Origin of the sequence: Chryseobacterium herbae (genome assembly GCF_025154075.1) — a bacterium.
GTDB lineage: Bacteria > Bacteroidota > Bacteroidia > Flavobacteriales > Weeksellaceae > Chryseobacterium > Chryseobacterium herbae.
This window is the reverse complement of record NZ_JAOAMU010000002.1, coordinates 389,434-412,161: the sequence shown is the minus strand read 5'-3', so window position 1 is coordinate 412,161 and position 22,728 is coordinate 389,434. Positions and strand designations below refer to the sequence as shown.

The window sequence follows — 22,728 nt, the reverse complement described above, 5'->3', positions numbered from 1 at the left end:
AAAATCTTCCACAATTGACAGGCTAATTTGCGCTCCTCACCAGATTTCTTATTCTTATTTTTGTAAGATTAAAACTAATGGGATCTGAAGCATCACAGGCCACACCTGGCACTCTTTCTTCAGGATAAAACTCCAATGAATATTTCTTACCTGGAACCTTAGCGGAATCCGGCAGAGAAAAAGCTTTCACAACATGAGTAAAGTTAGCGCCTTCATAGACAATGGCATCACCATAAGTCCTGTTAAAGGCATTAGGTCCCGTGAAACTAATTAACCAGGCGTTTTTGGAAGGATCATTTTTACAGTTTTCCATACCTATAATGATTCCTGTTCCAATTTCATGGTCCGGAACAAAGGGCTCTTTGTTCTTACAACTGAAAAAAACTGAAACTAAAATAGCAAAAGCCGCAAATCTGTGACTGGTCATGGAGATCGATATTAAGAAGTATATGTAAAATATGAGAATTTCAAGTGTATGATTTTTGGAAAATGGCTTAGCATATAACACCAATACAAACTACTGAAAACTAGCATTATGTAAAAGTAGTACAAAAAATTTAAATCCTATAATATATCTCACTAAAGAGAGATATTATAGGATTACCTTTATTTCTTTGTTTGTCCGGAAATATATCAGGACTGTCCCATAGACCTCCGTCAATCCCTTCAGAAAAAAACAAATGATTTCTTAAGTAGCGCAGCTGGGTGGTCATACTGGTTTTTACTGCATTTTTTTTCGAAACCACCCCCTATTATTTCAACATTCTTCTTGGAAGCCCAATTTCATGTTCCTGGGGATATGGCTTCCTCTGGGTCATACTCACATCTTCTTTTATCCGCTGATGAGCTTCATAACGTTTCTCTTCATCATACGCATATCTGGGATCTGGAATAAAAGGCATCTTGGCCATTTTAGTGATGGTCACAGTTGGAAAGTGAAAATCTACCGCTACTATCCCAAGTAAAAGGTAACATCCGCCCCCCTGAAAGGGATAGAGTTCTAAAGAATCCGAAAAATGAGCCGTATCAAAATATTCACCCTCCACATCGATCCACGTACCGAAGAACATGGTGCCTCTTTTGGTAGGAACATGCTTACGTGAGATAAGATAAGCCAGCATTCTGACCTGTTTTTTGTTGAACTTTAATAAATCCTTAGCCATAATATCTCCGCGGTATTTGGTTTTCAGCAGCTCAAACGGACTGCAAGAAACAGGAAAACCCAACAGTTCAATTTCATCAAAGGCATCTTCAAATACATCTCTTTTCAATACAGGAAGACTGTACTGTTTTACAGGCTCATCAAACAAAGCCTGAAATCTCTGTTCCGGTTTAAAATCACCCAGCAGCATTCTGGCTTTTAAGAGCAGTTCATTTTTTGGAAAGCCCGTAAAGCGGAAAGCCCCGATAAAAATAAGAATCTGGAGCCCCGCAATTCCAATGGGAACTCGTCTGATAAAATCCTCCAGGGATTTAAAATCACCATTTCTTTTTCGCTCATCCACCAGAAGCTCAACCGTTCTTTGTTCCAGTGACTGCACATGCATAAATCCCAGGTATACTTCAGTTCCATATACCATTGTGTGATATTCGCTCTTGTTGACACAGGGCGTCAGAATGTCCGCTCCCGACATCTTTGCTTCATGAACATATACCTCAGTTCGGTAAAATCCACCTCCATTATTAATGGCAGCCACCATAAATTCTACCGGATAGTAAACCTTCAGGTAAAGACTCTGATAACTCTCCACAGCATAAGAAGCAGAGTGTGCCTTACAGAATGAATACCCTGCAAAAGATTCAATCTGGCGATACACCTCGGTGGTCAAATTTTCAGGATGACCCAGCTTTGCACAGGACGAAAAAAAATGATCTTTAACCTTCTGCAAAGCGGAGAGTGAGCGACCTTTTCCACTCATGGCACGTCGCAGCACATCCCCATCGGTGGCATGAAGCCCCCCGAAATAAAGGGCAATTTTTATCACATCTTCCTGATAGACCATAATTCCATAGGTTTCTCCAAGCTGCTGCTGGAACACAGGGTGAAAATATTCAAACTGATCGGGGTTATTATGTCTAAAAATATATTCCTTCATCATTCCGCTTTGCGCAACACCGGGTCTGATGATAGATGATGCTGCCACCAATACCTTATAATTGTCACATTTCAACCGACGCAGCAGCCCACGCATGGCAGGACTCTCGATATAAAAGCAACCAATCGTTTTCCCACGGCTTAAAAATTCATTGCACCTCCCCTCATCTTTAGATAGACGGTTGTCACGTATATTCACATCAATTCCCTTATTTTCCCTGATGAGATTCACGGCATCATTGATCGTTCCAATACCTCTCTGAGAAAGGATATCAAATTTTTCAAGGCCAATCTCTTCTGCCGTATGCATATCAAACTGAACAATAGGAAAACCCTTTGGTGGCATCTCTAATGCTGAATAATTCGTAATAGGCTCTTCAGAGATGAGTATTCCACAGGCGTGCATACTCCTTTGGTTAGGGAATTTCTCCATCATTTTCCCGTATTTCTGAACCTGCTGCACTACAGAGTTACTCTCGTGCATAGCGGCAGACTGCGAAGCCAAAACATCCAGTTCTTCCTTGGGTAAACCAAATACCTTTCCCACCTCTCTAAAGATAGATTTGTACTTAAATTCCACATTGGTTCCGCAAAATGCAACGTGATCTTTGCCATATTTATTAAAAATATAGGTGAGAATCGTATCACGGTCCTGCCAGCTCCAGTCAATATCAAAATCAGGCGGTGTTTTACGATTTAGATTCAGAAACCTCTCAAAATAAAGATCCAGTTCAATAGGGCAGATATTGGTGATCCCTAAACAATAACTAATAATACTATTGGCACCACTTCCTCTTCCTATATGCATAAAACCCATGCTATTGCTATACTGAACAATATCCCAGGTAATGAGGAAATAACCACTGAAATTCAGTTCATCAATCACTTTCAATTCCTTTTCTACCCTTTTTCTGGCTGTCTGGTCATCAGGATCATATTTTTCCTGCAATCCTTTATAAGCTAGTTCGGTCAAAAGTTCCAGATCCGTTTCCTTACTACCGGTATAATGCTTTTTGTTTCTTGGGGTAGAAAATTCAAAATCAAACCCGCACTGCTCCAAAACTCTCTGCGTATTCTCAATGATCAGGGGATAATTCCGGTATAATTCCAGCAATTCAACAGGTGGCTTTAGTACTTCATCTGGCTGGCAGTATTGGTGAGTTTCTAATTTTGAAATCAGCGTATTGTTCTCAATAGCTCTTAATATACGATGCAGATTATAGTCCCTCTTCGTGATAAAAGTAATGGGTTGGAGTATCACCATTTTAGGAATGAGTTTTTTCCATTCTTTCCGAAATAAAAGGTTGAGCTGCGTAGGTCTGATCCCGATATAATCATTTTCTGAAAAATTTTCAGGAATATTTTCAACCGGGTAAATGGTGATCACCTTTTCAAAGGCCGGATTTACTTTAGGCAATGGGATATTTTCACAGTTAAAAGCAGTCAACATTTGGTTGATCTCTGCTATACCACTTGCATCTTTAGCGAGCGCAATATACAGAAGCTCATCGTTTTGCCTGATTTCCATGCCAACAACAGGCTTTATCCCTGCATCTTTACACAACTTAAAAAACTCATAGATCGCTGTTACTGCATTAATATCGGTAAGGCATAAAGTTTCAATACCCAAAACCGAAGCGGATTGTACCAGCTCTTCTATAGAAAGTGTTCCATAGCGCAGACTGTGATAGGTATGGCAGTTGAGATACATATTCGTTTATTTTTAATTATTGTTAAAAATCAAACCCGGAGGCACGTCTGACCGCCTGTTTTCCAAAACGGATTTTAATATGATCCATCGCCTGGTAGAGGCTGATCATCTCCTGGGTATCTTCAAAGAGATTCATTTGATATTCTCCATGAACCAAGCCCGTGAGTTTTAAGCCGACCAGACGGATTCTCATTCTTCGGGTGTAGATCTTATCGAAAAGCTCTAATGCGCATCTGCTGATGGTATGATCGGCAGAGGTATAGCTCACACGGCATTGCTTAGTCTCAGTATCAAAATTGGAGTATCGGATCTTTACCACAATGGTTGATGTTAGCCACTTTTCCTGTCTTAACTGATGAGCCAGCTGCTCCGCCATTCCGGTGATCAATGTTTTTATTCCCGCGATATCAATGGAGTCTATTTCAAAAGTGTGTTCAGATGAAATGGACTTTCTTTCCGTAAAGGGCACCACAGGTGTATTATCAATACCGTTGGCCTTTTTCCAAAGTTCCTGTCCATTCTTTCCTAGAAGATTCTGAAGCATTTCAGGAGGCATTTCAGAAAGCGTGTGAATCGTTCTGATCCCTACTCTGGAAAGCAGCTGAAAAGTAACATCACCCACCATGGGTATTTTTTTGATGGACAGCGGATTGAGGAACGGTCTGATCATAGACTCTTTTATCTCCATATGCCCAATAGGTTTAGCCTCTCCCGTGCCAATTTTAGAAACCGTTTTATTATTTGAAAGGGCAAAGCTAATGGGTAAGCCTGTATTTTTCATGACTCTGGAGGCCAGCTCCTGAGTCCATTGATAGCAGCCAAAAAAGCGGTCCATTCCCGAAAGATCAAGGTAAAACTCATCAATACTCGCTTTTTCCATCAGGGGCACTTTTTCTTCGATAATCTCTGTGACCTCATGAGACATTTTAGAATAGAAATCCATATCCCCGCGGATTACTTTAGCTTCGGGACAAAGTTTTAACGCCATTTTGATGGGCATCGCAGAACGCACTCCGAAATAGCGGCTTTCGTAAGAACACGATGCCACTACTCCACGATCACCCCCGCCAATGATGATTGGCCTCCCATTGAGTGCTGAATTATTTTTCCGTTCACACGAAACAAAAAATGTATCCAAGTCCATATGCACAATCGCTCTTTCCATCTGATCCTATTTTATTTCACAAAATTGCTAATATATTTAGTATTTTGTTTTAACTTTGATGCTATAAATTATAGCAATGTCAATTTTATCTGAAAATCTGCGGTATCTGAGGGCACAATTAAAATCTTCACAACAAAAGATTGCGGACGATCTTATCATTACCAGAGGGCGTTATGCAAAGTATGAGGAGAACGAGTCGGAACCGCCTCTGGAGCTCCTACTCAAGATCTCAAGGTATTTCCATGTGAGCATCGATCTGTTGGTATCAGTTGATTTAAGGAGATTTCCACTGGATGAATTGTTACAGCTCCCTGATAACAGGATCTTGCTGCCTGTTCTGGTGGATCATACAGGTGAAAATGCCATAGAGATTATTCCCAATAAGGCCTCTATGGGATATTTGAATGGGTACAATGATCCGCAGTACATTGAAAGCCTCCAGCATATTTCATTGCCCTTTCTAAGGAACGGAAAATACAGGGCTTTTCCGGCAGAGGGCGATTCAATGCCTCCCTTTAAAGATGGGACCTATATAGTTGGGAAATACGTGGAAAAGATACAGGATATGAAGGTTGGCAAAACCTATCTCCTGGTGACCCGTAGCGGATTTGTCTATAAAAGGCTGGCAGGCATTGAGGACCATTCAATCCGGGTTCAGTCGGATAACACTTTTTTTGAACCCTATGACATCCCACTCCATGAAATGCTCGAAGCCTGGGAATATGAATGCAGCATCCTGAGAGATTATGACCTTTTAGATTTTGCCAATAATGACGTTAAAGGAATGTTCCTATCCCTTAAACAAGACATTAACCGACTGGAAAAATACTTAGTACGCTAAAGCTCACAGGCCCGTGGCTGATTTCGTATGATAAAAAAAATATAAATTTGTTCTCTCAAAAACTAAACCGTGAAATTTTTCTCACGACATATAAGCATTGAAGAAGACAGGTATAAAGATTTATTTTATAGCTACTATTATCGTGTCTACCTGCATACAGCACGCAGAGTCAGCGGAAAAGAGAATGTAAGAGATATAGCACAAAATGTGTTCGTTCATTTGTGGAAATACCGAAAAGACCTTATGCTGCAAAATCCTGAAGCTATTATTTTCAACTCTTGCAATCAGGAGATTTCCAAATTTCTGAAAGGTGTCGAAAAGCAGCCTCTCAGCTCCTCTACAACCGAAACAGACTATGCTGACGATTCTGACGAACAATTAATATTCAAGCTGAAAAAAGAAAACCGCCTTGTTGAACTTGAAAAAAGTATTGAGCTCATCATCCCCCCTCTTCGCAGGAAAATATTTAAGATGAATAAATTAGAAGGGGTTACCCAGCAGCAAATTGCTGTGTTATTGGACATTCCCAAAAGTACAGTTAAACGACATATTGCTGAGGCCATGATGTTCCTCAAAAACCACTACAAAAATCTTAAATAAAGTTAAAATTAGCTTTAATTCGTTAAAGTTTATTAAAATACTGGTCCTTTTTTTCCTTTTCGTCCTATTACATAATATAGACCCTTGTATTATGAACGAAAATGACAATCATAACCCAATTGAAAATCTTGTCCCCCCTACATCGAAAGAAGTTGATCAGGCATGGGAAAATGTGATTTCCAGAATAAGAATTCACGAGAGAGAAAAAAGACGAAAAAAAATCTTTAAATACAGCATCGCTGCCTCAGCTGCTGTCATCCTAATGATCGGAAGCCTTGTCGGCTACCACACCTTTTTTAAACCTGACATCTACCTTGCCGAGCAATCAAATTCGTCGATCAAACTCTCTGACGGCACCATGGTAACCCTTTTTAAGGGAGCCAGATTGACGGTCGAAAAATCCTTTCCGAGTGATACCAGAGAAGTACAGCTCCAGGGTGATGCCCTGTTTGAGGTGGCAAAATCAAAAGAGCATCCCTTTATTGTTCACGGTCTGAATTACGAAACTAAAGTACTGGGCACTGTCTTTAAAGTGATGCAGGATGGCAGCACTTTTAAAGTGGATCTGTTTGACGGCCAAGTGGCCATAAAGAAAGCAAATACCAAAGAGGAATATTTTCTTACCCCTAATAAGACTTTTAACAATTACGGTAAACCGGATGTAGCCGCCATTACACCACTAAAAGAACATACAGTCACCATGGATCCATACAAAGCCCATGATTCTATGATCAGGCTATCTTTCAGTGAATGTAGTATAAAGAATGCCATTGAGGTCGTTGAAAAGACCTATCATGTTAAAGTTGAATATCCTGCACAATACGCTGATCGTAAAATTTCTCTTGATAATGTAAATGTCTCACCGGCAGCTATTCTTGGTACTATATCCGCACATCTAGATCTAAAGCTCAACATTTATGATACAACATACAGACTGGAAAAATAGAATATGGCAATTCCTTGCCATGCACCTGATCTCTGATACGTGATCTCCACTCAATAAAAGACCGACAGCGGGAACTGTCGGTCAGGAAAACTAATAACAATTATTCGTCGCGTTACTAATTTAACACTACAAAAATATGAAAAATGTTGTTTGCTATGTAGCAATACTGCTTTTTCTCAATTTGTCGGCTCTATATGCGCAGCAGCACATTGCCGATAAAAGAGTAAATTTTCAGAGAGGGAAAATATCGGCTGCACAGGCAGTGAATGATTTTCTAACCACCAATCAGCTGGAATATGTCTATTCCGAAGAAGAGCTGAAGAAACATACCATACAGGGCGTAAAGTGCACCAATGAAAGTGTACTAAACTGTATGAAGAAAATCCTTAAAGACCTGCCTTTTGAAGTGCTGATTAAATTCAATTCGGTTATTATTAAGGAGATAAAACCAAAAAGCCCACCGATAAGCATTTCCAAAACGGACAGCACAGAAGCTACCATGCAAGATAAAACTCTTGCAAAAGCAGAAATTCAAAGTCCAAAAGATACCATTAGCCCCAATCAAATCAAGGAGATTGTCATCAATGCAGGTTATTATGCGGTAAAGGATAAAGAGCGTACAGGAAGCATTTCAAAAGTAACAGCCAAAGACATCGAAAACCAGCCTGTAACCAATGTGCTGTCCACTATACAGGGACGTATGTCGGGGGTCAATATCACTCAGAACTCTGGCGTTCCGGGAGGTGGGTTTGATATTCAGATCAGAGGAAAAAACAGTTTGAGAACAGGTGGTAATACCCCTCTTTACATTATTGACGGCGTACCAATGGGAGGTGAAATGACATCTCCCTATTCGGGAGTCGTATTACCGGGAGCCAGTATTAATCCGTTAAACAGCATCAATCCAAATGATATTGAAAATTTAGAAATACTCAAAGATGCCGATGCTACCGCCATTTATGGATCAAGGGGAGCTAACGGAGTGGTCCTGATCACCACCAAAAAAGGTAAATCAGGAAAGCTTGGGCTCAATTTCACCACTACCTATGGATTCAGTCAGGTGGCATCGAAGATGAAAATGTTGAGTACAGAGCAATATCTCCATATGCGCAGACAGGCATTTGCTAACGATGGGATCACGAATTATCCCGCTACTGCTTACGATATCAACGGCACATGGGATCAGAATCGTTATACAGATTGGAACAAAGATCTTATTGGAAATACAGCTACTTCTTCCAATTCTCAGCTTTCACTCAGCGGAGGTAGCCAGACCACTACTTTTCTATTGAGCTTAGGACATAGCGAGCAGACCACCGCCTTTGGGGAAGGTTTTAAGTATATCAGTAACAATATCACCAGTAACATTTCTCACCGCTCATTAGATAAGAAATTCCAGCTCAATCTCTCCAATCTCTTTTCCATTCAGAAAAATAATGTACTGAGATCTGACATCACAAGGCAAGCCTACTGGCTCTCTCCCAATGCGCCCGATCTTTATCATCAGGACGGAAACCTGAACTGGGAGAACAATACCTTTGCCAATCCCGTGGCAGCCTACAACAGCACCTATTCCAATGAAAGCAAGCAGTTCATGACCAACATCAATACAGAGTACGAGCTGTTTCCCCGCATTAAAATTAAATTAAACTCAGGGATCAATTACCAAATCTTTGATGAAGTGGCGCTTCAGCCTCATACTATGTATAACCCATCATTTGCATTGGGACAATCGAGCGCAACTTCCAGAGCCTCAAAAAATAAACAGGATCGTTTTTCTTTTATTGTAGAACCACAGGTTAACTGGATTTACAAAAATGGCAATCATGAATTTGATGTGCTTTTTGGAGGGACATTTCAACGGGAAGTGAACAACCAGGGCACGATGACAGGCGTCGGCTTTGAGAGCAATGTGTTTATAGAAAATATAGGCGCTGCACAGACCAAAACGATCTCCGATCAGATCCGCACAGAGTACCGCTATGCAGCCGTATTTGGAAGACTCAATTATCAGTTCAAAAACAAATATATCCTGAACATTACAGGAAGAAGAGATGGAAGCAGCCGTTTTGGACCCAGTAAAAGGTTTGCCAATTTTGGAGCAGTCGGTGCTGCGTGGCTTTTTTCAAAGGAAAATATTTTGAAAGATAGCCAATGGCTAAGCTTTGGGAAACTCCGGGGCAGTTATGGCTCTGCCGGAAGTGATCAAATTGGGGATTATCAGTATTTGGATACTTATACCGTTTCTCCATCCACATACAATGCCGTGACCGGTCTACTGCCTTCCCGTTTATACAATCCGGATTACAGTTGGGAAAAGACCACGAAACTGGAAACAGCTCTGGAACTGGGATTTTTTAAAAATCGACTCAACCTCACCACAGCTTGGTACAAAAACCGTTCTTCTAACCAGTTGGTAGGAATTCAGCTACCTTCCATAGCAGGTTTTCCTTCGGTATTGGCTAATCTGGCAGCGACTGTTGAAAACACTGGATTTGAACTCGAGCTTAATGCACGTCCTTTAAAATCAAGTAATATTCAATGGGAAACAGGAATCAATATCAGTTTTCCAAAAAATAAATTACTGGCGTTCCCCGGACTAGAAGGATCTACCTATGCCAATCAGTATGTCATAGGACAACCAACCTCAATTATAAAAGTCTACCAATTGGAAGGAATTAATCCACAGACGGGACTTTATCAGTTTACCGATTTTAATGGGGATGGAAAAATATCGTCCCCCGATGATAACAAAGTCATCGAAAAAATAGGCGTACAATATTTCGGGGGCTGGAACAACACCCTTCGTTACAAAAACTGGGATCTATCCATCCTTTTTCAATTTGTCAAACAGAGAAACCGCAATTATAACAGCATTATGCCTGTACCGGGCGGTATGACCAATCAGCCGTTAGAAGTTCTCAATGTATGGTCAGTTGAGAATCCGGCAGGCGTATATATGCCCTACAAACCTGGAGGCAATACCGCTCATAATCTACTGCAAAACAGCACTGCTTCTGCGTCGGATGCGTCTTTCATACGCATCAAAAACCTACAGCTAGGATATCGAATTCCTTTGAAGAATTCTGTTATTAGGGACGTAAAGATCTTTTTTCAGGGCCAGAACCTTGTTACCTGGACCCGGTATTTTGGAATCGATCCTGAATTTACGTTTATGGGCTTTCTACCTCCTTTAAGAACTTATTCTTTTGGCGCTCAGTTTAATCTTTAAAATTATTACTCATGAAAACATTTAAAATTGTATTTATAATTATCATACTTTTCTTGCTAAAAGTTACCATCTCATGTGAAAAGCTGGTAGAAGTTGAAATTCCCAATAACCAAATCACGACGGGCCAAGTATTTGAAGACGTGCAGACGGCTAATGCCGCCCTTGCCGGGTTGTATGCCGGGATGCGAGATAATTCGCCAATTGCAGGAGACGAAGCTGGTAAACTTTTTGGAATGTATACCGATGATCTGGATTGCTATGCTACCACTTCTGTTAATGGCGTGCTTGATATTTATCGGAATCAGCAGATTGGAGCCAATCCTACTATTTATTCATATTGGTCTGGTGCTTACCAAAACATTTATATAGCCAATGCTATACTAGAAGGTGTAGAAAATTCATCGGCATTACCTGCAACTGAAAAAAGGCGGATCACGGGTGAAGCCCTTCTTATGAGATCAATTGTATTTTTCTACCTGCAGCAATCCTTCGGGGATATCCCCTATCCTATTACCACCGATTATAAGCTTAACCAATCCTTATCCAAAACATCCTCTTCCGAGGTATTGACCCAACTGGAAAACGGTCTTAGTCAGGTAACCAATTTGTTAACCGATGAATACCGCAATACAGAGCGGATCTATCCCAATAAAAAGACAGCGCAGCTGATGCTGGCTAAAATATACATGCTGCAACACCGATGGAATGATGCTGAGTTCCTTTTAAAAAATATTGTACAAAGCCCCCTTTATCAGTTTGAAAATAATACCACCAAGGTATTTCAAAAATCAGGAACCCATATTTTATGGCAGTTGAAACCCAAAAACGCTGGAGATCCAACCAAGGAAGCTATGAACTATTATTTTACCGGTGCAGCTCCAACCAATTATGCATTGTCCCAAGAACTGATTGACTCTTTTTCAAATGGAGACCTGAGAAAACAGAACTGGATGGCCACGGTAACTTTTAATGGAAACACATGGTATCGCGCTGATAAATATAAAAACCGAACCCAAAATACCACTGAATATTCTATTGTATTTCGTTTGGAAGAAGTCTACCTCCTGCTTGCTGAAACGATGGTACAGCAAAATAAATTACCGCAGGCACTACCTTATATCAATGCCACAAGACAAAGAGCAGGTCTCGGTGCTTTTACTGGTCCAACCACACAATCTGCATTACTGGATGAAATACTACTGGAAAACAGAAAGGAATTCTTTACCGAAATGGGACACCGTTTTCTGGACCTGAAACGTACAAACCGCCTGAATAGCCTGATTACGATAAAGCCGAACTGGAAATCTTATCATGATCTATGGCCGGTGCCACAGCAGGAACTCTTACTCAACTCAAATTTAAACCCACAAAATACCGGATACTAATCATGAAAAGAATAATTTGGTTATTGTTACTGCTATTTAGCAGTAGTTGGTATTCCGCGCAAAGTACAAAAGATACCCTGCAAAGCTGGATCTCAGGATTCTCACGATTGGTCAATCCCATATCTTCCGACGACGGAAGGTGGGTAGCGGTAAGAAAGCGCTATGATCTTACCCAAGATACGCTTCTCGTAGTAGATACCCAAAAACCCGATGTTCCCATAGGCACAATAGCCCTGGGCGGAGAAGCAACCTTTATAAAAGGTGATGGACTCCTTGTTTTTGGACAAGGAAAAGCAAAGTTCCAGAATCTAAAAACCGGAGAAAAGAAAAATTATAATCAGGTAAAAATAGCCTACCCACTTACTGTAACGGGTAAATACGCCATATTGGACAAAGAGACTAATCTGAGCGTCTACAACACTGACAACGAAAGATTACAGTATATCACAGGAGTACAGGAATTTCCTGTCACAGATAATAAGAAAAAACTATACGTATTCAAGCAGAATGCCGATCATTATGAAATCCTTGATCTTTTGGGAAATGAATCAAAAGTGCTCAGAACAACCCTCAATACGATAAAAAAAGTAGAATTGTCCCTTTCAGGAAAATATATTATAGTACAGGAGATTGAAAAGGAGTCAAATAAAAGTCTGATCGTATTGATCAATACCCTGAGCGGAAAAACAGATTCACTTCCTACCGTCTCTACCGAAAAAAATGATTATTACAGGTTTACGGAAATTCAAGAAGGAAAGGCTTTATTTATTAGCCTCCACAGCCCCGAAAAACCTCAAAATAAGCTGGTAGACATCTGGTATGGAAATGATGAAAATCTAAAAACAAAAAAAACAGGGGTCACAAAAAATAGGTACTGGCTATGGCAGTCCAATAACAACAAGATACAGGAGCTTCCCACCGACACATATCCGGTGATCTCAGCCATCAATAGTGATCGCTATTTCTTAGCTTTTCATCCCACAAAAGGTCATGATTATCTGAACTATGAACCCCAGTTAAAGGATGTACAAATCTATGATGTACAGTCAAACAGCTACCGAAGATTGGACGATCTCAAGGGTATCACTTACGGTTCATCTGAAATTTTCTGTTCCTATAACGGAAAATACCTCTTAGGAAGTGAGGATGGAAAAAGATGGTCACTTTTTGAATTAGAACCCATGACAAAAAGTGTCATTTCCCAGCCCAACCTTCAAAACCCTGTGTTTACAATGGATGGCCGCTACATTTTCTTTGAAAGTTCCAACGATCTCTGGCGCTACGAAATCAAAACAAAAAAATTGACCGCGCTTAAAATAGCAACAGGAAAACAAACTAAGATTATCAATCGAAAAATCTTAAAGATATCCGAAAAATGGAATTTTTCACTCCAGACCATTGATCTCAACCGGCCTCTTCTAATACAGGCCTTGGATCAACCGAGTACCACCACCTCCTATCTTACCTGGAAACGGGGCAAGCAAAAAGAAACTGTATCATCAACAGAAAATTATGTTAGAAATTTCACCTATGATGATGAATTAACCCATTTTTACGTATTGGAAGAGAATTTCAATAAACCTCCAACCCTATCCTTCATTGGGGATGGCGAGCAAAAGAGAATATTAATCCCTGCTGCAAGTGAGACTGATAAAAGTAGTAAGACTCTAAAGCAGGATATCATCCACTACACCACTAAGGATGGCCTAGCCCTGAAAGGACTCTTATATTATCCGGTGAACTTTAACCCAGCAAAAAAGTATCCTATGATCGTGCATATCTATCAGATTCAAAATAGGATGTCAAACCAATATATTACACCCGGCTATCACAATAGAGATGAGCTGGATATAAGAACTCTATTGGAAAAGGGGTATTTTGTCCTTTTACCCGATACCGTTGTGGGAGACTTAGGCCCGGGATTATCAGCATTGGATTGCGTACATAAAGCCTTGGATGCAGTCAGTACTAATCCTGGCATTGATATGCATAAAGTGGGACTGATTGGCCATTCCTTTGGAGGGTATGAAACAAATTTCATTGCCACCCATTCCGATCGATTTGCAGCTTATATATCCGGAGCAGGGCTCAGCGACATTATTCGTTCTTATTTTTCTTATAACTACCATTTTCCCGGCCCTTATTTCTGGCAATACGAGACCGGGCAGTATAGGATGAACATATCCTTTCTTGAAAATAAGGAATTGTATTTCAGTAACAATCCCATCTTTAATATGGAAAAGGTGAATGCCCCTATCCTGCTTTGGACCGGACAACAGGATGAAAACGTTCCCTGGGATCAGACGATGGAGTTTTTCATGGGGCTCCGAAGGCATAATAAAAAAGTTGTAGCCCTATTCTACCCTAATGGTAGACATGCTCTTGGAGCGGGTTCAGAAGAGAAAAAAGATCTGCACCAAAAAGTACTGGAATGGTGGGATTATTTTTTAAAAGACAAAAAAAACGTCCCTTGGATTAATAATCAATAAAAGCTAGGCTGTCCTATTCGGACAGCCTAGCTTGGTGTTAATTGATAGGTTTAAACAACTCTTCTCCACACATGGTTCCAGATAGTTCATGTAACGGAGTAACATTGTCCGCTGACCAGAAACAGGTTTCCCCAGTTTGTGTACTACACTCTTGTTTGGCATCGATACATTGTCCTGATACTGCATCAATACGGTACGCAGTTACAAAAGCACGGTTACTTGTGGTTACTTTTGTCGCAAAAGCAGCTCCTGCACCCATTAGAATAACGGCAACAGGAAAAATAAACTTTTTCATAATAAAAAATTTAGGATTGATTTGTGCCTACTCTTTTAAAGGTTTTCGGCTTCCCCTGGTTTAGGATCTTGTAACGCTGTTCTGAATTGGTACCTGATGAGCTCGTTTCCGATCAACACATATAGGTATTTGTCAGTTGCCAGCATCTGTGATATTGTATTTTCTTTTCGATTCTGTATGTAAAAGCTTCCTACATATTCCTGCCTGTCAGTATGGTATATATCAACCACAGCCGCATTCTTCCACGCCTTGGATGATTCATGTTTTCCCATTAAATTAGACTGAATGAACAGTAACTGGCCATTACCTGTCATTATCTTGTTGACTACAAGTGGCGGAGCTGTCATTTTATGATTACCGTCTGAAAGCTGCCGGGTTTCTATCTTAGCCCGGCTTGTCGTATCGATCGTGTTTAACCTCCTGAGTACACTCAGATCTTGATCCATCACTACAAATTGATTTCGGTACGAATAGGTATAAATGAGAGATCCCTTTCCCCTACTTCCAATCAACGTTCCATCCGAATCGAACACCCCATCTATTTGCTTCTCAAGAATAGAAGGGCGCAGTTTCAGTTTTGGATTTGTGCTAAGGTTTAGACTAGCCAGCGTGTATTGCCGATTTTGGCGGCTTTGCGTTCTGATGGCAAATCTTGAAGAATCCAGAACCACCAATTGAGTAAAATAAGCATCCCGGTAGCTGATGGTTCGCGTCAGTGAATCTCCCAAAACACCTCTGTAGATTACTGGAACACTCCCGTCATACAGAAAGTAGAAAGAGTCGCAGACCTGAACCTGTAGGTTTCTGAATTTATGATCTGATTTGTCAAGGCTTATTTTCATTGAAGAATTTGCCGTCAATGATGTATCAACCGATGTCAGTAGTAATGGTGCCGTACTATTTCCAAGATAGATCTTACCATCATCCACTCCCGCAAAGTAATAGGAATTGATTCCCAGATCTAAAACTTTATCCTCAATGACCGGGTGAAGCAAAAAGCGCCGGGTAAAGTTATTTTCCTTTTTAATGATATTCTCCGAGGATAAAAATAAAACGATAACCATTGCCGCAGAAGCAAGGATTACTCCTCCAGTACTGACCATTGTTCTGCTTAGCTTCCTTTTTTCTTGTCGTTCTACAATACAAACAGCGCTAAAAGCCATCAAAACACAGACTATATTAAAGATCATATGCTCAGTCCAGCCTAGCTTCTCCAAAATTCCACCGCAGGAACACGGCACAAAATCGCTGTAATTTAAAATGAGATAAATATATACCGTAAAGCTGATCATGATACCTAGTGAAAGATAAAGACCTGTTAGTCTGGTGCTTTTAATACAGAGTAATAATACAATGATCAGTTCTACTATAATAACAGCATAAGAAATTGCCCCTGCATAGGCACTTAGTAGTGGAGACTGCGCCAGCTGTACCTGAAAATTCTCAAAATCAAACACTTTACTTGAGGCCGCATAGCAGAATAGCAATACGAAAAAGTACGCAATAATATCAGGGAATATATAGAAGCTCTTTTTCATAGGGTTAATTGTTTGGTTTACAGAAGTAAAGCTCCCTATTAAAAAATAGAATTAAATATCAAATAGTACTTAAAACATGCGAAAAAGTATAAAAAACATTGAAGAAAGTACCCGGCACATTGAAAATAGTACAGAAGATTTCAAGTGAGAATATTTTTCTAGATTTCAGTCAATAATCGGGGAATGGAATGTATCGGAAATCCATATTTTCTGCTGAATAGAAAATACATACTGTTATAGTTTGAAAAATCATTTCGATAAGCAATCTCCTTAAAACTATATCCGGTAAACAGGATATCGTCCAGTACATTAAGCATTTTCATTTTATTATGAAACTGATGGAAGGTATCACCAAAGTAATCCTTACAATCCTTTTGAAACTGATTGTAATTCTTACCATAATCGGCAGCCAGTTTTCTTAAGGGCTTAGATTTCGAGAATTCATCATTACTAACTTGATCGAGGGCTGTTTCCAGGTAGTGTAGGGTACTAAGACTATAGCCTATTAAAGATCTCGGAATGGAAAGTTCATAAAGAAAAAAAATAACGCAGTGACAGGGGCTGTCCAAAATACCTATTCCTGTGTACAGAAATATCTGCGCAGATTTATGCAGAGGCAAATAAACAGGGATCACTGAGGGGCTTATAGGGTCTGTAACAAGGTTAATGAGTTTTTTTTCAAAATTTTTAAGCTTTTTCCGATTAAGATCCGAAAGATTAAATATTTTTATTAGGGTACTCTCACCATAATAATATTCTTTAGGAGCCATATCGACACTCTGAAAAAAACTAATATAAGTATCTATAACCTTTTTGGTTAGTTTCTCCAGGAGTTCATGGTGGGTAGAACTTAGTAAAGATGATCTTATCGGAAGTTGTGAAAACCTGATCATCGCCCCTTCAATTCTTTTGTCAATCAAAGACAGTAAGAAGGTATTCATGAGCGCGTTATTTTAGTCTGAGAGAAAAACTAAACCATTAAAAGGTAATGTACACTTTTACATTCAGAATATCAAAATAAATCTCATTAAAGAGAAATATTTTATCAGCTCTTAATAAAAAATAAAATTTGAGTCTTTGGTAAAAAATGCTGTAAAAACAGCTATAACTCGGATGAAGTAATATTTAATTATTAGAAATTTGATTAAATTCCTTTAATTCAAAATAGCAGTTCTCACAAACTAATTTAATTTGTGCAAAGCGCTCAGATTCTTCATTCCACCCACCATGCTCAGATCTTACTTTTTCACACTCATCACACCACGCCTGGAAGTCGTCATCTTCTTCTAGCTCCATTCCTTTGGAGGTGTCAAAGGCTTCATGAAAACCTCTGACAGTGCTGCAATCCAGATGCTGGCAGACAAATGCAGGTCGTGAAGGTCCATGCTCAGCACATTCCACCTTTTTTTGTTTAAACTGTTGAACAGTCTTGGAATCGATATCTTCGACAGCCATAATAACCATGAATTTATCCAAACCATTAGAATCAACTTTATATGCACCTATTCCATTTAAGAAATCCAGACAGATTGATGTAAATTCCCAAGCATCGAATTCATCGCTGGGGAAAGTTCCTTCCTGTAATTTTTCGTAATGGTTTTTTGCACCAAATTCTTTAATGATTAACACTTTTTCTTTACTCTTTTCAATCGAGCTTTTATTAAACCAGCTCCACATCCATGTTTTCTTTTCTCGCGAGTAGCTTCCTACAGGGATATATTTGAAATATATTTCATCTTCGTCCGAGTTGTATAATCTTAAAAGTTCGGATTCACTATCATAAAACCAATTTTCATAGGCATCGATATCAAACTTCTTTTTGAATAAATCCTGAATTTGAATTAGTTTATCCAGCTTCTCCTGACTGAATTCATTATAGCTCATTCTAATTGTTTTTTTAAAAGTTACTTAATTCTAATCGATTAAAATTTATCATGTTCTTTCCGTTTTTCAGACCGTTTTAAATAGAGTTTCCGGTGTTCAATTCATCATCTCCTAAGCAGCCATCAAATTCATAATTTTGATTTTTTAGTAATGGAGGAAATAAATAATTATCCATTTCAGTTTTGCACCCTAGTCCGCTTACTACTTCAGGTATAAAATAACAACAATAGCATCTGTACTTTTATAATACTGAATTTCATTACAAATTTTATGCATCATTTTGTAGATAATTTAATATCTGATTTGTTAATTCAAATGTATCTATTTGAGGATTCTGAATCATAAAATCATTGACCATATCTTCTAACATATTTAAAGGACAAATATTTTCATACTCGATCCCTTTTATATTAATCAAAATATCATTTGGAATTTCATCAGCATTTAAAAACTCGATTTCAGAATTAAGATTCAATTTTTCTTTGGCATAAATCTCAATTAAATCATATTCAATATCAATTGCATTATTTAATAGATACTGTGCGGTTTTTCCTTGCTCGATTTCTCCGACTAAATCTGTTAATTTCATGTTTCTATTTATTAATAGGATATTGATTTTCAATATCCTATTTTATCATAAGTACACTTGAAAAAATATTATTTATTTTCTTCAATTAATTCTAAAAATAAATCTTGCAAATCTTCGTTAATTTTTTCGTTACTACTTTCTGTAGTTAGGATAAATTCGTCATTTATTTCATCGACATAGGTACTTCCATCTAATATCCCCAATACATGTGATAAGGTATTAATTTCAACAATCCGTAAAAAATTTAAAAAAACTTCTTTGTCTTCCTTTGATAGCTCAATATACATCAGTAAGATGCTTTTCCATATTGGATTTTGAGCTTCATTTGTTGTATTCAATAAGTTTTTATACAATTCTATGTTTCCGTCAATAACATCTCTTTTGAGAATTGCTACTAGTTGTTCTGGTGTCATATTAAAAACATCAATATTATAATTAATAATTTAAATTGTTTTTATCATTTTCTAATCACGAATCATTATCCTGAGACACTTCCACATTTCCTTCTTTCATTAGGAATCTGTATCTGAAAGGTATAGCTAAATATTTCAAAATATCAGGACGAGCAAAAGCGACATGATAAAAATGTACCATTTTTAACGACTTGATATCGTCATTATAATCATTTGTGATAAGATACCAACCACTTTCGTCCTCAGGTGAATCATATCTAATTCCTTCGATATCTTTTCCTTCATAGACGCCACCCGATATAACAACTGACTGATTGAAGTTTGGAAAAAGAGGAATAAGATTTTGTTGCCAACATAATTCGCCTTGTTTCCTAACAACTGAAATGGCTGTATCGCAACCTTTATTAAAGCCGCTGCCATCAGAATTTGCTTCATAAAGATCATAGTGTTTATCTTCATCTAGCCTAAATTGTAAAAGCCATGAATAATAGCCAATATTTTGGTTTTCAGAAATAATAGGGTTACTATCTACAATATAATCTATAATGTATTTAATAACCTCTATATAGTTTTCTGGTTGATTATTACCGATGGCAACTCTAATCTCTTTAGTTATATAAGAATATAAGCCTTTAGTGTAAATAGATTTATTATCCGAACATATAATAATTTCTTTATAATTTATCATTATTAATTGTGCCTAATTATATATAAAAAGCCGTTTTATAGTTTAATCGAAATGGCTTAAAATTATTTAAATAATCGATTTATTCAATCTTATCTAATCTTTCATCAAAATCTCTATTAAACTCTTCAAGATCAATTATTGCTCAATGATTTTGTTATGAGAATTTAGTTATTAGATAGCCGATTTTCTGTTAATATCAAATATATCAATATCTTTTTCCTGAAATATGCCTTCTAATGCTGATGCGCCATTTTCCATTTTGTAATCGAGTTCTTTATCAGAAATTGGAATGCACAAAAGCCAATGTACAGTTTTCGTTTCAAGTTGCAATGGTCCTAATTTATCCCATAAAAAGGGTGATACAAACATAATATGTTTCATATCAGAAGTTTCACAGTACATTTCAACTATTCTCATAAACACTGAACCTGGTTGACATTCCCAACCCTTATTAGTAATATAAAACCCTGATGTGGAGAGAATACTAGCCAACATGCTGAACTCTGTATATCCGGCAATTACAAGCTCTATTGAGATGTCTTTAAAGCTATTGTCATTCATTTCAATTTTATTGGGGTAATCAGACACGCCTATAGTACCACAAATTTTTATTCTTGGGTAAAGAGGATCATCACATGTGAAGACATCGATAAAATTCTTTTTATCTTCGTCATAATAACGGTCAATAATTTTTTTAATACCAACAGTATTTATTATATAATTTAAAAGTTTTTTATTTTCTTCAGAAGCTTGTCCAGACATAAAATTTAATTTTACTGAATATAAACTAGAATAAGGGTCAAATTTGGAATATAGTCTCTTTTTCTATGAATAGTTTTTCAACTCTTCACTTAAATCTCTAGTGAACTCTTGCAAGTTCACAACAAAGCCCGTTCGATCATAAACCGGAAAGACATTAATTAGGCAACCTGAATCAGCGATATAATCGATAATTTCATTTTCTAAAACATCAAGATCTATCTGCTTAATTGTAAACTCTTCCCAACCACTTGTTTTACATAGTTCAGCAAGCTCCTTAGCACTCCATAAGGGAAATAGTTTCTGACTGTCTAATTCTGAAGTTACATAATTTCCTTCTTTATCAACCATTGTAAAAAAGATCTCCCAATCAGCAACCTTTTTAATGAAATACTTGTATCTCTCATGTGGTTCTAATTTTATGACATTTTCAATTTCTTTACTATTCATATTGTTCCAGTTCATCTTGTAAATCTGAATATAAATCAGCAGGAGAAATTACAGTTCCTTTTGCTTTGGGTGTAAGAAAAATATTGATCAATATTTTGTCTTTTGTCATACCTGGAACCCATTTTTCTATAAAATTATCTAATTCTATGGGTTCTGCTTTATGCTCTTTCCATTGGTCAACAGCACAGAGTTCAGCAAATTCTTTTTCCGGCCACAATGGGAGAATTTGGTTCCCAATATCATCACCAAGCAGAGCCCAGCCATTATCACTCAAGCCCCAGATTTGTTCAAAATCTGCAACTTTTCTAACGAAATAATTATATCTTTCGTCTTCTGACATTTTTAAAATGTTCTCAATCTTCCAGTTCGTTCCTTCCATTTATTATTATTTTGACACATGTGGAATATCCCTATTTCTCTGTACCATCGAAATTATAGATTTGTAGAGTCCATTCTATCATAACTTCATTTACCCATTCAGAAAAATTATCATTAGAGACTTCTACATCTTCTAAATTATCATATTCAAAATCCCACTGCCAAAACATAACAGGACATACATTAGCCTCTAGTTTCGATAAATCCAAACAATAATGATTTCCTCGCCCATCGGGAGAAAAAGGGAGAAAGTTTTTAGGCATTGGATTTTCTACCTCAGAATGTTCGAATACATAGATTTTATCCAGAGAACCTTCTTTTAGCTCAGCTGATAATCCATAAACCTGAGTCCCTACAAGTGTAATTCCATTATGTTTTTTCATAATGTATTTAAAGTCCTCAGGAAGTTTATATCCTATTTCTTTCTCTAAATCTTCTAAACGAGTGTCTACGATATTTTCGCCTAAGTGTAAGATTTCAGGGGGAAATTTATATAGTTCTCCAAGTGTTTGGTTACATTTTTCTATTATTTCCATATTAATTTTTTTTCCGTGAGGATACTCTCTTTTCCCATTACCTACTTCCGTGAATCAATCAATGCTCTCAATTCTATAAGATTATGAAGTTTATTACTTTCATTTTCATCTAGTTTTTTCCAATCAATCCAATTAATATTCATTACTACATCATATTCTCCCAAGAGTCCATCAAGCAGGACATAAATTGCATCTTGCATTCCCGCACTACCATCATAATTTTTGATGTTTAATTCAATGCCAAATTCATTATTTGAAGTAGAATACCTATAAAAAATATCATCATAGCCTATGTTGTATTCTTTATATTGAATTTCATAATTATCATTAGGTACTCTTTGTCTAAAAGCGGAGAATTTCCAATTAGTCAATTTTGGGCTTGATTTTATTAGATTTTCTACACTTGGAAAGGATTCTTTTATTCCGTCTGCTGAGATTGAAAACTCTCTGATATTATTTTTACGGATAGGACTAAATTCAAAAACTAGATTCTGATCAATCTTTGCTAATTGACTGCTTATATCATTAAAAATTTGCTTTTGTAACTTTTCACTTTCAACATTCTCATAAATATGTTTTTCATTTTTTGAAAACCACTCCCAAAATTTTTCTTGCCGACTTTTGTTTCTTGTACACATAGTTCCAAAAAAAACTAAAACTGTTAATATTGTAAATGAATAAAATTTCCTACCCATAAACGTCATCACTTATTTGCTGTGCTATTTCATTCACTT

At 37.7% G+C, this 22,728-nt stretch carries 21 protein-coding genes; 6 read left to right on the top strand and 15 right to left on the bottom strand.

Annotated features, from left to right (window positions below):
• Positions 1–22 precede the first annotated feature (22 nt).
• The 3 genes from N0B48_RS08040 to dinB all read right to left on the bottom strand — a co-directional run bounded on the left by N0B48_RS08040 (position 23) and on the right by dinB (position 4,971).
• On the bottom strand, positions 23–427 hold the full coding sequence (locus tag N0B48_RS08040) for a hypothetical protein (RefSeq protein ID WP_259838111.1): 405 nt from the start codon (positions 425–427) through the stop codon (positions 23–25).
• Between the two features lie 325 nt (positions 428–752).
• A complete protein-coding gene (locus N0B48_RS08035) occupies positions 753–3,806 on the bottom strand; it encodes a DNA polymerase III subunit alpha (RefSeq protein ID WP_259838110.1) in 3,054 nt (1,017 codons plus the stop codon).
• Positions 3,807–3,828: 22 nt separating this feature from the next.
• Positions 3,829–4,971, bottom strand: a complete 1,143-nt coding sequence (dinB, locus tag N0B48_RS08030) for a DNA polymerase IV (protein WP_259838109.1) — start codon at positions 4,969–4,971, stop codon at positions 3,829–3,831.
• Between the two features lie 76 nt (positions 4,972–5,047).
• Between dinB and N0B48_RS08025 the strand changes: the two genes are divergently transcribed.
• From N0B48_RS08025 to N0B48_RS08000, 6 genes are all read left to right on the top strand, one after another.
• Entirely contained in the window at positions 5,048–5,812 is a 765-nt protein-coding gene (locus N0B48_RS08025; RefSeq protein ID WP_259838107.1) for a LexA family transcriptional regulator, read from the top strand.
• Positions 5,813–5,881: 69 nt separating this feature from the next.
• Positions 5,882–6,412 carry a sigma-70 family RNA polymerase sigma factor gene (locus N0B48_RS08020; RefSeq protein WP_259838105.1) on the top strand — a complete coding sequence of 177 codons (531 nt, stop codon included), beginning with the start codon at positions 5,882–5,884 and terminating at the stop codon, positions 6,410–6,412.
• A gap of 91 nt (positions 6,413–6,503) precedes the next feature.
• On the top strand, positions 6,504–7,358 hold the full coding sequence (locus N0B48_RS08015) for a FecR family protein (protein WP_259838103.1): 855 nt from the start codon (positions 6,504–6,506) through the stop codon (positions 7,356–7,358).
• A gap of 136 nt (positions 7,359–7,494) precedes the next feature.
• Entirely contained in the window at positions 7,495–10,590 is a 3,096-nt protein-coding gene (locus N0B48_RS08010) for a SusC/RagA family TonB-linked outer membrane protein (protein WP_259838100.1), read from the top strand.
• 11 nt (positions 10,591–10,601) lie between these two features.
• Complete coding sequence (locus tag N0B48_RS08005; protein ID WP_259838098.1) at positions 10,602–11,975, top strand: RagB/SusD family nutrient uptake outer membrane protein; 1,374 nt, start codon at positions 10,602–10,604, stop codon at positions 11,973–11,975.
• A gap of 2 nt (positions 11,976–11,977) precedes the next feature.
• Positions 11,978–14,464 (top strand): alpha/beta hydrolase family protein, encoded by a 2,487-nt coding sequence (locus tag N0B48_RS08000; RefSeq protein ID WP_259838096.1) that lies wholly within the window; start codon positions 11,978–11,980, stop codon positions 14,462–14,464.
• A 37-nt stretch (positions 14,465–14,501) separates the two neighbouring features.
• Here the strand turns inward: N0B48_RS08000 and N0B48_RS07995 are convergent, their stop codons facing one another.
• The 12 genes from N0B48_RS07995 to N0B48_RS07940 form a co-directional block, all read right to left on the bottom strand.
• Entirely contained in the window at positions 14,502–14,759 is a 258-nt protein-coding gene (locus tag N0B48_RS07995) for a DUF6520 family protein (RefSeq protein ID WP_259838094.1), read from the bottom strand.
• A 35-nt stretch (positions 14,760–14,794) separates the two neighbouring features.
• Positions 14,795–16,297, bottom strand: coding sequence for a MauE/DoxX family redox-associated membrane protein (locus N0B48_RS07990; protein WP_259838092.1), 1,503 nt, complete (start codon positions 16,295–16,297; stop codon positions 14,795–14,797).
• Positions 16,298–16,455: 158 nt separating this feature from the next.
• Positions 16,456–17,238: a helix-turn-helix domain-containing protein gene (locus N0B48_RS07985; RefSeq protein WP_259838090.1), complete on the bottom strand. Its 783-nt coding sequence runs from the start codon at positions 17,236–17,238 to the stop codon at positions 16,456–16,458.
• A gap of 184 nt (positions 17,239–17,422) precedes the next feature.
• A complete protein-coding gene (locus N0B48_RS07980; RefSeq protein WP_259838089.1) occupies positions 17,423–18,181 on the bottom strand; it encodes a DUF6882 domain-containing protein in 759 nt (252 codons plus the stop codon).
• 268 nt (positions 18,182–18,449) lie between these two features.
• Positions 18,450–18,770, bottom strand: coding sequence for a hypothetical protein (locus N0B48_RS07975; RefSeq protein ID WP_259838088.1), 321 nt, complete (start codon positions 18,768–18,770; stop codon positions 18,450–18,452).
• 68 nt (positions 18,771–18,838) lie between these two features.
• Positions 18,839–19,183 (bottom strand): hypothetical protein, encoded by a 345-nt coding sequence (locus tag N0B48_RS07970; protein ID WP_259838087.1) that lies wholly within the window; start codon positions 19,181–19,183, stop codon positions 18,839–18,841.
• Between the two features lie 55 nt (positions 19,184–19,238).
• A complete protein-coding gene (locus tag N0B48_RS07965; protein ID WP_259838086.1) occupies positions 19,239–19,871 on the bottom strand; it encodes an immunity protein Imm33 domain-containing protein in 633 nt (210 codons plus the stop codon).
• Positions 19,872–20,042: 171 nt separating this feature from the next.
• On the bottom strand, positions 20,043–20,633 hold the full coding sequence (locus tag N0B48_RS07960; RefSeq protein WP_259838085.1) for a suppressor of fused domain protein: 591 nt from the start codon (positions 20,631–20,633) through the stop codon (positions 20,043–20,045).
• Positions 20,634–20,696: 63 nt separating this feature from the next.
• On the bottom strand, positions 20,697–21,080 hold the full coding sequence (locus tag N0B48_RS07955; RefSeq protein WP_259838084.1) for a DUF2750 domain-containing protein: 384 nt from the start codon (positions 21,078–21,080) through the stop codon (positions 20,697–20,699).
• Positions 21,073–21,459 carry a DUF2750 domain-containing protein gene (locus tag N0B48_RS07950; protein WP_259838083.1) on the bottom strand — a complete coding sequence of 129 codons (387 nt, stop codon included), beginning with the start codon at positions 21,457–21,459 and terminating at the stop codon, positions 21,073–21,075. Before N0B48_RS07950 ends, N0B48_RS07955 begins: the two co-directional genes overlap by 8 nt.
• A 31-nt stretch (positions 21,460–21,490) precedes the next feature.
• Positions 21,491–21,994 (bottom strand): SMI1/KNR4 family protein, encoded by a 504-nt coding sequence (locus tag N0B48_RS07945; protein WP_259838080.1) that lies wholly within the window; start codon positions 21,992–21,994, stop codon positions 21,491–21,493.
• Positions 21,995–22,035: 41 nt separating this feature from the next.
• Complete coding sequence (locus N0B48_RS07940) at positions 22,036–22,689, bottom strand: hypothetical protein (protein WP_259838078.1); 654 nt, start codon at positions 22,687–22,689, stop codon at positions 22,036–22,038.
• Positions 22,690–22,728 lie beyond the last annotated feature (39 nt).